The sequence below is a fragment of the Streptomyces sp. NPDC101151 genome (assembly GCF_044768335.1).
Taxonomy (GTDB): Bacteria; Actinomycetota; Actinomycetes; order Streptomycetales; family Streptomycetaceae; genus Streptomyces.
Genome location: NZ_JBIWPP010000010.1, coordinates 166,807 through 179,576, shown reverse-complemented (window position 1 = coordinate 179,576; position 12,770 = coordinate 166,807). Strand labels below are relative to the sequence as shown.

Genomic DNA, 12,770 nt, shown 5'->3' with positions numbered 1-12,770 from the left:
TCAGGCTCACCGACGGCCCTGCGCCCCGCCCGTGCACCACGCCTGAAAGGCGAAGCCCCTGTGTACGCGTTCGGACTCTGCATCGACCAGCACTACCTCGTGCCCGGCCTCGCCACCCTCGCGGGCCTGGCCGACGGCCTCACTCCGGCGGCCCGTCGCAGAGGGGCTGTTCGGGTCCTCACCATCGACCTGACCCCGGCGCAGGCCCTCCTCCTCTCCGACCTCGCCAAGAGAGTCGGCTTCGGCTCCTTCGGCCTCCGCCACTGCTCCCCGATGCGCACCTCCCGCATGGCGGACGCCTCGTACATCACCGTCACCACGTACCTGCGGTTCGAGTTCACGCCGGGCTTTGTCCTCCGGCCGTACCTGATCTACGTGGACGCGGACGTGCTCGTGCGCGGAGACATCACCGAGCCGCTCGATCCCTTGGAGCCGGACGAGACCGGTGCGGTCCGTGACGAGTTCAATCCGGCCGTCGGTGCGTGCCCGGCTCTGCCCGGGGCCGCCGAACACTGGCCCCAGCTGCGCGGCCGTCCCTACTACAACGCAGGCGTCCTCTGGACGCACACCAGCCACATGTCCACCGTCCGCAAAGGCGTCGAGCACGCGCTGATCCATGGCCGCCGCCACATCCTCCACAACGACCAGGACGCCCTGAACCTGTGGCTTCTGCACTCGGGCCGAGTGCGGCCGGTCGACGTGGGCTTCAACCGGTTAGAGACCTCCCGCTTCCTTGAACGGGGGAACTGGGTGAGCCGAGTCGTCACTCGGTCGCTCAGGCCGGACCCGAACGCGGCCCTCGTGCACTTCGTCGGTCCTGAGAAGCCGTGGCAGGCCGATTGCCCCGTCACCGAGGACGTATCCGAGTACCGGCGGCACATGTCGCGCACCCTCCGGCACGTCCGCCGGTTGGGCGCCATCGGTACGGAGCCGGCGGGTGCAAGGTGAACGGAGACGTACCCGCCGCCGTGCTGCGGGCCGCCGTCGGACTGGTCGGCGTTCCGGTCCGTACCGTACATCGCCTGTCCGCGCGGTCGAGGTCGGTCGTGTACCGGGCGGGCCTGGCCGACGGCCGGAGCGTGGTGATCAAGCTGTACGCGGCCACCGCCCGCCGCGACGCGATCAGCGAGGCCGCGGCGATCAGAGCAGCAGGTATCTACGTCCCCGTACCGACCGTCCTCGCGTATGGACATGTTCCCGGGCACCAGGCCACCGCTCTCGTCACCTCCGACCTCGGCCCGCTCACCCTCGGCGCCGCCGTGCGCTCCGGGCGATTGAGCGACGAGCGGGCGCTACGGGACCTCGGCGGCCTGCTCGGCCGCCTGCACCGAGCGACCGTGCAGTCGTGGGCGCCTCGGCGGCCGCTCCACGAGCAGGTCACTTCCCTCGGCCGACGCTGCCCGCCCAGCGCCCTGGACCGCATCGCCCCTGCCTTGGCAGCCGTGACAGATGCTCCGGCAGCGGCCCCGGTGTGGTGCCACGGCGATCTGCACGGGGACAACGTCGTGATCGCCGGCCCCCGTGCGGTGCGGCACCTCGTCGACTTCACCGATGCCGCGATCGGACCCCGCGAATCCGATGTGGCCCAGACCCTGGTCATGACCGGTGCCTTCGCCTCCGCCCGGACGCGCACCGTCACCGACGCCTATCCGCTCGCCCTGGACCACCACCAGCTGTCCGCCTGGGCCGTCTTCCACACGTCGCGCTGCTGGGCGCACTCGGAACCCGGCGACGACCGCACTCGGTGGGCCAGCCGCCTGGACGAGCTGAACCGGCGGACCCCGCACCTCTTCCGCGTACCCCGCCCGGAAAGGACGTACCGATGACCACCCCTGCCCTGTCGGTGGTGATCCCGGCCTTCAACGAGGCCGCCTACCTGCCCCGCTACCTGCCCTCCGTCCTCTCCTCCCTCGTCCGCTGGGAGGAGATCACCGGTCACATCGGGGAGGTGATCGTCGTCGACAACGCCAGTACCGACGCCACCGCCGACATGGCCGCCTCCTTCGGCGTCCGTGTCGTCACCGAGACCGTCCGTAACATCGGCCGGGTCCGCAACACCGGAGCGGCCGCCGCCCGCAGCGGCCGCCTCTTCTTCACCGACGCGGACGTGGCTCTGCCCCTGGAGGCCGTTGCCGTTGCCGCTGCCGCCATGGACGCCGGGGCCATCGGCGGCGCCATCCCACCGCTCTACACCCCGGAACGGCTCGGCGCCCGCCTGCTGTGCGCCTACTGGGACCACCATCGCACCCGGCGCGGCGGAGCCCAGGGCGTCAACCAGTTCTGCACCGCCGACGCCTTCCACCACGTCGGCGGGTACCGGGACGACCTGTTCATGAGCGAGGACGTGGAGTTCTTCGCCCGCCTCACCGCCCACGGACAGGTCACCGGACGGCCCGTGACCATCCTCGACGAGCTGCGCGTGCGCCCGTCGACCCGCCGCTACGACCAGTGGTCGAGCCTCCGGATGCTCTGGTGGCAGAACCCTGTGACCGCCCGCCTGCGCCTCCGGTCACCCCGGATGTGGCGCCACTGGTACGAGACGACCGTGCGATGACGAAGGAGACTCCTGTGCAGGTCCGACCTCAGCCCCATTCTCCGGCCGACCTGCCGGTTCCGGACGGGCACGGCATCTACACCTTCCCGGACGACCTGCACTGTGCCCACCAGACGCACACCCGGCAGCTCGCCGCCCGCCACCGGACCCACGACCACCATGTTCTGGAAGTGACGGCGCCCCACACCCGCGTCCCGTACTGCATCGAGGCCCGCGCCCCCGTCGGCCGCCCGGTGCTCGTCATCGAACCCCACCACGACGACTTCGCCCTCTCCGCCTCCGGCGCCTTCCTCGCCCGCCCCCGACCGCTGACCGTGGTCACCGTCTTCACCCGGTCCCGAAGCGTCCACCCCGCCCTGGAGAGCACGTACCCCACCGTCGACGTCGTCTCCGAGTTGCGCGACCGAGAGGGCGCCGCCGCGCTCGCGCCCTTCGGCGCCCGCCGACAGCTCCTCGGCCGCAAGGACGCCGAGCCGCCGTACCGGCCCTACGATCCGCGGGCGCTCGACCAGGTCACGGAAGACCTCCGCCGGGTAGTCGCGACCCACCCGGGCGCCGAACTCCTCGCGCCCGCCGCTGTCACCCGCCACCCCGACCATCTCCTCGTCCACGACGCCGCGGTTCGCCTCGGCTGTACCTGGTTCTGGGAGGACCTCGCCTTCTGGGCGACGTACGCGCTCGCCGGCTGCGACCAGCAGCTGTTCCGTACGCGTACGGGGGCGACGATGAGACCCGAGCTGGTCGACATCACCGGCGTCGTCCTGGACAAGGTCACCGTCCTGCGGATGCACGGCTCGCAGATGCATCCGGCCCGGAAGATGTACCGGCCGATCCGGCACGCCTTCACCACGGCGGCCGACCTCGTCGACGGTATTGGCCTCTACGCCGAGCGCTTCTACCGGACGGAGGCGGCGACGTGCTGATCATCGCCCTGGAGGGACCCTCCTACGCCGGCAAGTCCACGGCGATACACCACCTCCGTGGCACCGCCCTCGGCTCGCGGGCCTTCGTCTCCGACTGCTACGTCAGGCACATCGCCCACCGTGACGACATCCCGCCGGCCCGCACCGACTCCGCGGCCTCCCAGCTCGCCGCCTTCGAGCGGTTCATGGAGATCGAGGCCGAACGAGTAGCCGAGGCCGCTGCGAGCGGCAGGCGGTTCGTCGTCCTCGACCGCTCCGTGGACACCCTCCTCGCCCACGCCTACGCCTTGGACGCCCTGCTCGGGTACGGCGTCCACCACCAGCTCCGCGACCGCCTCAAGACGCTTCCGTTCCTGCGTCCGGACCACACCCTCTACCTCGACGTACCGGCCGAGACGCTCCACCTCCGTCGCAAGACCGCCGGCCACACCGCCGCCGAGTCCGACTACTTCCTCCACGAGCCCGGCTTCCTCCGCCACGCCCGCGACTACTTCGTCCACACGCCCCGGCGGCCCGTCACGCGAGAACTCACGGTCCTGGCTGCCGATACAGGACCGGACGAAGTCGCCCAGGCCGTGGAAGCCCTCGTCGGCTTCTGGGCGAGGTGACCGACGATACCCACCGCACTCTTCGCCTGGCGGCGCACCCCGCCCCCGTTCCTCATCGGCGGCGCCGAAGTCACCCAGCAGCTCCTCGCCGAAGAACTCGCCGCGGCCGGCTGGCACGTGACCTACCTCGGCTCGCACGAGCCGCCCTGGAACGCAGAGGACCAGCGCGCGGCGATGCGCACCCACCTGGAGTCCCGGGGGCTCCCGTACGAGGAGAACCGCGAGACCCTGAGCTTCCGCTGGCAGGGGTTGGACTGCTTCTCCCTTCCCCAGGAACGGCTGGAGCCGGAGCTGCGCCGCCTGCTGGGGCGGCTACGCCCCGATGTCGTCTTCACGTCGCAGGAAGGCTCGGCCGAGCTGGCCGTACTGGCCCGGCCGCAGGCGCTGGTGGCGGGCCTGCTGCACTCCGTTTCCGCTACCGGCCTGGGCGTCCTCACCGGCCGCCCCCACTACGGGCTGGCCGTGTCGGAGTTCGTCCAGACCCGCGCGCGCACGGCGACCGACACCCGCCTCGCCGTCATGTACCCCCCGTTCGCACGTCCCGGCCCCTCCACGGACACCGCCCGCACCGCCGCCGTGCTCATGGTCAACCCCATCCCAGCCAAGGGAGCCGAGCTACTGCACCGGCTCATCCGCCTCATGCCGGAGCAGCGCTTCACCCTCGTCGAAGGCTGGTGGGACGCCTCGGCCGACTTCGCGCGCTACCCGAACGTCACGTACATACCGCGCGTCTACGACATGGAGCCGCTGTACCGCAGCCACCGACTGCTTCTGGTCCCGTCCATCGTCGAAGACGCCTTCCCTCGGGTGATCGTCGAGGCCGCCCTCCACGGCGTCCCGGCCATCGGGAGCGACCGGGGCGGCATTCCCGAAGCCATCGGCGGTGAAGGCGTAGTCCTGCCGGTCACCGCCGGCCCGGAGGCGTGGATGCGCGCGATCCGGAACGTCGACCACGAAGCCCTGGGGCTGCGAGCCCGGATCCGCGCCGCGCGGTTCGCCCGCCCGTGCCTGCCCGAGCTACGGGAACTGGGGATCTAGAAAGCCCTGTCGAATGCCCGTTCGATCTCGTCGAGGCGCTCTGTCCACCAGTGCAGGAGAGCCTCGTCGGCGATGAACAACTCGTCGCAGGAGTGGTCGTGCCGGTCGTAGTGGAACTCCAGCTGCCAGAAGTCCGTCATCCGCTTCCACCACAGTCGGCGCGCGGCGTCGAGCAGTTCGTCCGGTTCGAGCGGCATCACCGACCGGTAGCCCCTGACGAAGGTCGATACACGTTCCAAGTCGAAGACGCCCTGCACCCCGAACTGCACTTGCGCCGTGCGGACGACCTCCTCCGCGTACGGGCGGACGCCCAGCCGGTCCCAGTCCAGGACCGCGGTCAGCTCGCCGTCGGCCCAGAGAAGGTTCCGGTACTGGAAGTCGCCGTGCGTCCAGCCGTGAGGTCCTGCGGGGACGTCACCTTCGGGGCGCAGGCGCGCGTACTGGGAGAGCAGGGTCCGACGTTTGGCGAGGGCGTCTAGCGCGACCGTGTCGAACGAGTCACCCCCACCGTGAGCCCGCGCAGCCACAGCGAGTCGGTCGGCCTTCTCCATCGCCTGCCCCGGCGTGACGACATCCGCTGTCTCGGCGTCGGGGAGAGCCGGCAGGGCTCCGCTGCCGACAGCCCGCCGGAGCGCCAGATGGAGCTTGGCGAGCTCTGCTCCCAGTCGTCCCACCTGGGCACGAGGAAGGTCCACTCCCCGAACATGCGCTCCCAGCGCCCAGGGAAACAGGCAGTACCCGCTTCCGCCCACCTCGACCACGACACCGCCCGAAGGAGCCTCCACCGGCGCGATCACGGGGACACCGGCTTCGGCGAGGGTGGGGAGCGCGGCGAGATTGCGGCGCAGCCGGTCGAGCGGCACGTCCGTGACCCGCTTGAGCACGAAGGGCCCTGCCACGGTGTCCAGTCGCCAGTTCACATTAATCAGGCCGTCAGCCAGATGCTGACTGCCCACGACTTCGCCGAGGCCGAATTCCTTGATCAGCTCGGCAAGATCGTCCGTGGAGACATGAAGCCTGCTCTCCGCATACGCGTCGCTCACCTGGGCGACGATACGTGAGCGGAGCACCCGCCCGTACAAGGATCACCGGAACGGCGTCGGGGTTCCGCAGCCCGGCTCACGCACGAGTCGATATCGATTTCGCTGCGCCGGCGGGGGCTACGCCGAAGAAACTGCCTCCGTCTCGTTCAGCACGGGGCAGTCCGTCCACGTCGACGGCGGCTGGCTGCTCTATTGAGACCGTCAACAAGCAAGGAGACGAACCGAAATGATCGAACGAGTCCGCGCCGTCCTCGTCACCGCCGACGGCACGATGCTGGTCATCCGCCGCACCCGGCCCGGCATCCCCGAGTACTGGGTCCTGCCCGGCGGCGGTGTCGAGCCCGGCGACGAGTCCCGGGAGGCCGCCCTCCACCGGGAGATCCACGAGGAGATCGCGGGGAAGGCGGACATCGTCCGCCTCCTCCACACGATGGAGACCGACGACGAGCGCCAGCTCTTCTACCTCGCCCGGATCGCGACCTGGTCCTTCGACGACCGTACCGGCCCCGAGTTCAGTGCCGAAGGCCGCGGCGAGTACGCGCTGGAGGAGGTCCCGCTGACCCTGGAGAGGCTCGACGGCATCGACCTCAAGCCCGAGGAGATCGCCCACGTGCTGAGGGGAGCCGTCGGCGCCGGAAGCCTCGGAGTCGAGGCGTCGCTCTGAGCCAGTGTGTAGGTCGTCCTGCCGCCGGGACAGGCTCTGAGATGAGCCGGTCCCGGCATCCTTCCTAGGTCAGCGCGGGGAGCCCGGACGCGGCTCCTCGTCCTGCCCCGGCAGCAGCCGCAGGGCGAGGAGCGATCCGTCGGCGTGGACGGAGACGGGGCCGCCCCAGTCCTTGTCGAAGGTGAGGCGGGGGCGGGCGTGGCGGCTCGCGTGGACGAGGGCGCGGTATTCCTCGATGTCGCCCCTGGCGAGGAGGCGGAAGACCTCCTCGTCCACGCCGGAGAACGCCTCGACGCGGGGGCCGTTGAGGCGGAAGACGTGGTCGGTGCCGACGTACTCGTCGCCGAAGAGGGTGTGGGCGGCGTCCTGGATGCTCGTGCTGGCTGCGTGCTCGAGGCCGGTGAACCGTTTGCGGCCCTGCCGGTCGGTCAGGTGGCGGGCGGTGGCGTGGCCGGAGCCGGTGAAGGCCATGAGGCCCGCCGCCGTGGTGTGGGCCAGGGACTCCTGGAACCAGGCGTAATCCTTCGGCTGCACGTGGCAGCCCCGTACGGGCTCCGGCGCCACCAGGCCCTCGGTCGGCGGGTGGATGTCCGGCATCACGTTCGCCTGGAACGGCGGCGCGTTCAGGTTCGCCTCACGTCCCTCCGCCGGGGACAGCCGACCTCCGCTGCCCGGTGCCTGGAGGGCGTGGACGGTCATCGTGCCGCCGTCCGTCGGGAGCTGCGTGCTGAACAGCAGGCCGGGGGTCTCGTTCCACGCTCCGATGTGGACTGCTTCGGCGTGGGCCGAGGCGGAGGCCAGCTGTTCGGCGGAGGTGGCGGCGTCGCTGTGGTTGCCCTTGCATGCGAGGGGGCGAGATCGGCTACAACCCCGCTCTCCGCCAACTCGGCAACCGACTTGTCGGCATCCTCCACGGATGCCTCAAGACCCGCACCCACTACAACGAAGCGACCGCCTGGTCACACCACGCCCACACCCCAGCCGCTTGACACCAAACGACATGGGGTGTCTGACCCCCACACCTCAAACCTAACCGGAGGCCGCGGTCAGTATGGTTCCGAAGAGTGTGGGGTTCCGGTGCTAGCCGAGAGAAGGGCGATCCGCTGGTGACTCGCGGATCGAGCTAAAGAACGCGGTGGTGAGAGGGACGCGGCAAGAGTCAGCGGAGTCCTCATCGATAGCTGACTGCCTGTCAGTAAAGTCAGTATTGGGTCAGCATCAGTCCGACCAAAGCTGACTACGACTGGCGAGACTTGCACTTCGAGGTGGAGTGGAACGGGTGGTGCGAAAGAGGTTTGCTCGCGTTGTCTGAGCGAACCGGGCGGGGAGCGTTTCGCCTCGCCCGGCTAAGTCCGCTCCGGGCTGGAAAACCACAGCTCAGCGCACTCGGCCCCGCGCCTTCAGCGGCACCGGCGGCAGCTCTGGAGCAGGCAAGGGATCCCCGTCGTACCCCTTCACTTCCCCAAATCTCGACCCGCTCATCCACTCCTCCCGGGCCTGTTTGATGTCTTCCTGAGTGCGTCCGACGAAGTTCCACCACATGATCAGCTCCTCGGCGAACGGCTCGCCGCCCAGCAGCATGATCCCGGCGTCCGACTCGGCGCGCAGCGGGAGTTCGGTGCGGCCGCAGCCGAGGTAGAGCATCGAGCCCGGCAGTACCGGCACACCGTCCACGTGCACCTCGCCCGACATCGAGAGCACCCCGTACTCGAAGTCCGGTTCGAGGGGGAGGCGGATGTCGGCGCCCCGGCTGAGCGCCAGGTCCGCGCCGACGATCGGGGTGAACGTCGTACCGGGGGAGGACGAGCCGTCGAGGGCGCCGAGGATCACGGTCGCCGTCAGACCGGGCGCGGTCACCGTGGGCAGATCGGGGTGGTGCTCGAACTTGGGTTCGGTGTGACGGTGTTCGTCGGGGAGCGCGACCCACAGCTGGGCGCCGTGCAGGAAGCGGGCGTGCGACTTCGGGCTCTCCTCGGAGTGGCTGATGGCCCGGCCCGAGGTCATCAGGCCCAGCTGCTTGGGCCGGATGGTCTGCAGGCTGCCGGTGGAGTCGCGGTGCAGCACCTCGCCCTCGTGCAGCCAGCTGACCGTCTGCAACCCGAGGTGCGGATGCGGCGGGACCTGCATGCCGGGCTCGTCGGCGATGTCGTCGGGGCCGTAGTGGTCGACGAAGGCCCAGGCACCGATCATGCGCCGGCCCAGGTTCGGCAGCAGCCGGCGCACCTCGGTCGACTCGCCGAGTTTCACCAGACGGGGACTCAGCAGCTCGCGGACGGGCTCGGCGACGACGAATCCACGGCCGCCGCACGCGCTCGGTACGGGCGCCCGGTCAAGATTGCTCATGCCGCACAACCTAGCCCCGCCACGCCGTCACCGGCAGGCCAACGGCCCCGCACGGGCGAGCGTTCAGCCAGACGTGGTGAACCGGTCTCCCCGAGCGTGGCCCGGCGAAACGGCGGGCGCAGTGCACGCGGCCCCACCGACCGGTGCGTTCAGGATCAGGGGGCGGCCAGGTGGCGTGCGAGGAATCCGCGGACCGCGTGGCGGACCCCCGGCACCGAGACGCCCGGATCGACGGCGCCGATCAGCGAGTTTCGTACCGCCGCCGTCATCAGGCCGGACGCCTGGAGTTGCCGGTGCGGGAGCTGATGCTGACGGTCTTCCATCCGGCCCGTGATGTCACCGGCCTCGCCCGGGCCGCCCAGTTGGCGCCACAGGCCGCATCTACGCACCGGCACCCAGGCCCGCGCCCGCGTGGATCCGCGACCTGCACCGGGGTGACGCCGACGGCCGGCAGACGATCCACCGTGCGCAGCGCGCGGCGTTCGACGCGCTGCTCGGCTCGGTCTGGGCACAGGTGCAGGACCTCCACCACGCCGAGTTCGTGCGCCGGGCCGTACAGCTCGCCCAAGGCGGTGCCGGCTCGCTGCTGGCCGACCTGGTGCCCGGCGCTCGCCTGCACGGCCCTGTCTGGACCCTCCCGGGCATGCCCCGGGACGTCCACCTCCGCGGGCGCGGGCTGCTCCTGCTGCCCAGCTTCCACGCAGCCGGGGGACCCCTGCTGTCCGACCTCCCGGACCGCCCGGTCGTGGTCACCTACCCGGCCGGTCCCGGCTTCCCGCCCCAGCCCGACGGATCGGCCGGCCCGCCGGCACTGGCCAAGGTCATCGGGAACACACGCACCGAACTGCTCCATCTGCTGGCCGAGGAGCGCACCACGACCGGGCTGGCCCGGCGGCTCCGCGTCAGTGCCGCGACGGTCTCCGCGCACACGGTGGCGCTCCGGGGCGCCGGACTGATCACCACCGAGCGCGCCGGCAAGGCGGTTCTGCATCGGCGCACCGCGGTCGGGACTCTGTTGCTGCGGCAGGGCGCTTAGGGCCTCGCCTTCGGCTCTTGCCTGGTCGCGGGGCCCGGCATGCCCGGCGGATCGGATCACCGCCCCGGAGGACCGGGAGTCGGTGCGGCCGTGGAGGGGTGGACAGGGCTGGGAACCGCTGAGGGCGGGCTGGTCGTGGGCCTGGGCGGGTGGGCAGGCTCGGCTGGGCGGGCCGGGCCGCTCCGCATGGTGAAGAACACCAGGGCCGCCACCGCGGCCAGGGCGAGCAGACCCACCGCGGCCCGGCGCACGTGCACCCGGACGGGGCGGACTCTCGCGGTCGGCGGGCGCAGCGGCCGCAGGTCGGCCGGGCCGACGGACTGCGCCCGTGCGGCCAGGGCGGCCCGCAGCCGCTTCTCGACCGGGGTCGGCACGGTCCCGGTACCGGATTCGTTCAACGCAGACCCTCCAGACGTCGGCCGAGAGCGTCCAGGGCCCGGCTGGCCGTGGACTTGACGGTGCCCCGCGACAGACCGAGCGTCGCCGCGATCTCCGCCTCGGTCAGATGCGACCAATAGCGCAGGACCAGCACCTCACGCTGCCGCCGGGTCAGCGTCCGCAAGGCCGCCAGCACCTCGCGGTGGTCCTCGTGGAGCAGGACGTCCTCCTCCGGTGCGGGCGCGTGCTGCTCGGGTTCGGGGATGTGCGCCCGTACGGTCCTGCGCCGCCGCAGCACCGAGCGGGCCCCGTTGACGACACTGGTCCGCAGATACGCCTCGGGGTCGTCCAGCGAGCCGAGCCGGTGGCCGTGACGGCGGAACAGCGCCGTGAAGGCGTCCTGCACGACGTCCTCGGCCGTGGGCAGATCGTCCACCAGCAGCACCGCCAGGCGCACCAGGGACAGCCGGCGATGGTGGTACAACTCCTCGATGCCGAGCGGGGGTTCGGGGACGACACGGCCCTGTGCCCCGGTGTGCCCGTGGCGGCCGGGCGGTACCGCGTCGGCCGTCGCGCCGGCACGTACGCGCGCGAGGAAGCGGGTCCGCAGGGCATGCGTGAACCTGCGCCAGTACGGGGCGGGGTGCGCGGTGCCGGCCCGGTCCCAGGGCAGGGCCCGCGGCGGTGTGGCTGTCGTCATGGTTCTCCCGGCCCGGTGTGCGGGGAGCCGCACCGGGCGACTGCCCGCACACCGGCCTGCCTCAGTGGTGCTGCGGAACCGGCGCGGGCCTCGCGTGCCCGGTCGCGGGGGCCGGACTCGGCGACGCCGTCGGGAGGTGGCCGTGGTGCGGCGCCGGGGCCGGGGTGGCCGGGCCGGGCGTCGGCGAGGCGGTGGACGGGACCGGCCGCGGCGTCCCCGGGCGTGCCGGAGACGGCATCGGACTGGGGGTGCCCGTGCGGGGTGCGGACGGCATCGGACTGGGGGTGCCCGTGCGGGGTGCGGACGGCACCGGACTCGGCGTCGCCGTCCGGATCGGGGACGGCACGGGCGACGGCGTCGCGTGGCCCGCCGCGGGCGCGGGCGCGGGGTGGGCGTCGCTCTGGACCGCCTGGGCGGTCACGGTGCCGCCGACGGCCAGGGCCGCGCCGACGGCGGAGACCCCCAGGGCGGCGCGCAGCCTGCGCATACGGCGAGGGCGTGGGACACGGTGTGCGGACATGGGTTCCTTCGGTCGCTCGGGCCGGACATTCGGTCGAAGTGGAGGCCTCCACCCCGACAGACGTCCGACCCCGGGCGAGGTTGCGGGCGACGGCCGACCAATTTTCCGCACATGTGGCCGGCCGCCGCTCAGCGGGACCGCCGCATCAGCCGAGCTTCTTCAGCAGCTCCTGGGCGACCGGTGCCGAGGAGGCCGGGTTCTGGCCGGTGACCAGGTTGCGGTCGACGACGACGTACGGCCCCCAGGGGGCGGACACCCGGAGGTCGACGCCCGCCTCGGTCAGCCGGTCCTGGAGCAGCCACCTGGCCTGTGCGGCGAACCCGCTCTGCGTCTCCTCCTCGTTGGTGAAGGCCGTCGCCCGGTAACCGGCGAAAGCGTTCGAGCCGTCGGCCCGGACCGCCGCGAGCAGCGCGGCCGGACCGTGGCAGACCACCGCGAGCGGCTTGCCCGAGTCGAGGGCCGCGACGAGCAGCCGGCCCGAGTCGGCGTCCACGGCGAGGTCCTCCATGGGCCCGTGCCCACCGGGGTAGAACACGGCGGCGAAGTCGTCGAGGTCGACCTCCGCCAGCTTCACCGGCTCCCGCAGCTCGGCCATCCCGTCCAGGGCGCGCGCGATCTCCTCGGCCCCCTCCTGGCCGCCGTTGAACTCGGGCGCGAGGCTCGCCCGGTCGATGGTCGGCACCACACCGCCCGGCGTGGCGACGACGATCTCGTGGCCGGCCGCCTTGAGGGCCCGGTACGGGACCACGGCCTCCTCGGCCCAGAAGCCGGTCGGGTGCGCGGTGCCGTCGGCGAGCGTCCAGCGGTCGGCGCCGGTCAGCACGAAAAGGATCTTCGACATCAGTCTTCATCTCCTGGAACTTGCTCTGGTGAGGAAAACGTAGGCGACACCACCCATAGGCAACCAATGAAGCCGTCAATGGCAGACATAGGATCGCCTATGGGTGCTGCGGAGGGCGGCCC

Annotated in this window: 16 protein-coding genes and 1 pseudogene; 9 read left to right on the top strand and 8 right to left on the bottom strand. The window is 71.5% G+C overall.

Features of this window, described 5'->3' with window-relative positions; all coding sequences use genetic code 11:
* Positions 1-60: 60 nt before the first annotated feature.
* Genes ACIRU3_RS20915 through ACIRU3_RS20890 form a run of 6 tightly spaced genes read left to right on the top strand, consistent with a single transcriptional unit; the run spans position 61 to position 5,123 of the window.
* The gene (locus ACIRU3_RS20915; RefSeq protein ID WP_404058238.1) at positions 61-948 is read left to right on the top strand and encodes a glycosyltransferase family 8 protein; all 888 of its coding nucleotides are present in this window, start codon (positions 61-63) and stop codon (positions 946-948) included.
* Positions 945-1,826 (top strand): phosphotransferase enzyme family protein, encoded by an 882-nt coding sequence (locus tag ACIRU3_RS20910; RefSeq protein WP_404058236.1) that lies wholly within the window; start codon positions 945-947, stop codon positions 1,824-1,826. The genes ACIRU3_RS20915 and ACIRU3_RS20910 overlap by 4 nt, the downstream gene beginning before the upstream one ends.
* Positions 1,823-2,554 carry a glycosyltransferase gene (locus tag ACIRU3_RS20905; RefSeq protein ID WP_404058234.1) on the top strand — a complete coding sequence of 244 codons (732 nt, stop codon included), beginning with the start codon at positions 1,823-1,825 and terminating at the stop codon, positions 2,552-2,554. Before ACIRU3_RS20910 ends, ACIRU3_RS20905 begins: the two co-directional genes overlap by 4 nt.
* Positions 2,551-3,477: a PIG-L deacetylase family protein gene (locus tag ACIRU3_RS20900; RefSeq protein WP_404058232.1), complete on the top strand. Its 927-nt coding sequence runs from the start codon at positions 2,551-2,553 to the stop codon at positions 3,475-3,477. Before ACIRU3_RS20905 ends, ACIRU3_RS20900 begins: the two co-directional genes overlap by 4 nt.
* Complete coding sequence (locus ACIRU3_RS20895) at positions 3,471-4,085, top strand: hypothetical protein (protein WP_404058230.1); 615 nt, start codon at positions 3,471-3,473, stop codon at positions 4,083-4,085. The genes ACIRU3_RS20900 and ACIRU3_RS20895 overlap by 7 nt, the downstream gene beginning before the upstream one ends.
* A 6-nt stretch (positions 4,086-4,091) precedes the next feature.
* Entirely contained in the window at positions 4,092-5,123 is a 1,032-nt protein-coding gene (locus tag ACIRU3_RS20890) for a glycosyltransferase (RefSeq protein ID WP_404058471.1), read from the top strand.
* On the opposite strand, the gene ACIRU3_RS20885 is transcribed toward ACIRU3_RS20890, so the two are convergent.
* Positions 5,120-6,166 carry a phosphotransferase gene (locus ACIRU3_RS20885; protein WP_404058228.1) on the bottom strand — a complete coding sequence of 349 codons (1,047 nt, stop codon included), beginning with the start codon at positions 6,164-6,166 and terminating at the stop codon, positions 5,120-5,122. The two genes, ACIRU3_RS20890 and ACIRU3_RS20885, sit on opposite strands and share 4 nt — an antisense overlap.
* Positions 6,167-6,392: 226 nt before the next feature.
* On the opposite strand from ACIRU3_RS20885, the gene ACIRU3_RS20880 reads away from it, so the two are divergent.
* A complete protein-coding gene (locus ACIRU3_RS20880) occupies positions 6,393-6,830 on the top strand; it encodes an NUDIX domain-containing protein (protein ID WP_404058226.1) in 438 nt (145 codons plus the stop codon).
* Between the two features lie 69 nt (positions 6,831-6,899).
* Here ACIRU3_RS20880 and ACIRU3_RS20875 read toward each other — a convergent pair whose 3' ends face one another.
* Entirely contained in the window at positions 6,900-7,529 is a 630-nt protein-coding gene (locus ACIRU3_RS20875; protein ID WP_404058224.1) for a hypothetical protein, read from the bottom strand.
* Positions 7,530-7,693: 164 nt separating this feature from the next.
* Here ACIRU3_RS20875 and ACIRU3_RS20870 point away from each other — a divergent pair.
* Positions 7,694-7,819 (top strand): annotated as a pseudogene (locus ACIRU3_RS20870) (IS110 family transposase); the annotation flags it as partial.
* Between the two features lie 388 nt (positions 7,820-8,207).
* On the opposite strand, the gene ACIRU3_RS20865 reads toward ACIRU3_RS20870, so the two are convergent.
* Complete coding sequence (locus tag ACIRU3_RS20865; protein WP_404058222.1) at positions 8,208-9,173, bottom strand: pirin family protein; 966 nt, start codon at positions 9,171-9,173, stop codon at positions 8,208-8,210.
* A 155-nt stretch (positions 9,174-9,328) separates the two neighbouring features.
* Complete coding sequence (locus tag ACIRU3_RS20860; RefSeq protein ID WP_404058220.1) at positions 9,329-9,496, bottom strand: hypothetical protein; 168 nt, start codon at positions 9,494-9,496, stop codon at positions 9,329-9,331.
* A gap of 191 nt (positions 9,497-9,687) precedes the next feature.
* Between ACIRU3_RS20860 and ACIRU3_RS20855 the strand changes: the two genes are divergently transcribed.
* Positions 9,688-10,209, top strand: coding sequence for an ArsR/SmtB family transcription factor (locus ACIRU3_RS20855; protein ID WP_404058218.1), 522 nt, complete (start codon positions 9,688-9,690; stop codon positions 10,207-10,209).
* Between the two features lie 56 nt (positions 10,210-10,265).
* Here the strand turns inward: ACIRU3_RS20855 and ACIRU3_RS20850 are convergent, their stop codons facing one another.
* The 4 genes from ACIRU3_RS20850 to ACIRU3_RS20835 all read right to left on the bottom strand — a co-directional run bounded on the left by ACIRU3_RS20850 (position 10,266) and on the right by ACIRU3_RS20835 (position 12,648).
* Positions 10,266-10,607 (bottom strand): hypothetical protein, encoded by a 342-nt coding sequence (locus ACIRU3_RS20850; protein ID WP_404058216.1) that lies wholly within the window; start codon positions 10,605-10,607, stop codon positions 10,266-10,268.
* The gene (locus ACIRU3_RS20845; protein ID WP_404058214.1) at positions 10,604-11,287 is read right to left on the bottom strand and encodes an RNA polymerase sigma factor; all 684 of its coding nucleotides are present in this window, start codon (positions 11,285-11,287) and stop codon (positions 10,604-10,606) included. The genes ACIRU3_RS20850 and ACIRU3_RS20845 overlap by 4 nt, the downstream gene beginning before the upstream one ends.
* A gap of 61 nt (positions 11,288-11,348) precedes the next feature.
* Positions 11,349-11,807, bottom strand: coding sequence for a hypothetical protein (locus ACIRU3_RS20840; RefSeq protein ID WP_404058212.1), 459 nt, complete (start codon positions 11,805-11,807; stop codon positions 11,349-11,351).
* Positions 11,808-11,952: 145 nt separating this feature from the next.
* Positions 11,953-12,648 carry a type 1 glutamine amidotransferase domain-containing protein gene (locus ACIRU3_RS20835; protein ID WP_404058210.1) on the bottom strand — a complete coding sequence of 232 codons (696 nt, stop codon included), beginning with the start codon at positions 12,646-12,648 and terminating at the stop codon, positions 11,953-11,955.
* Between the last annotated feature and the right edge of the window lie 122 nt (positions 12,649-12,770).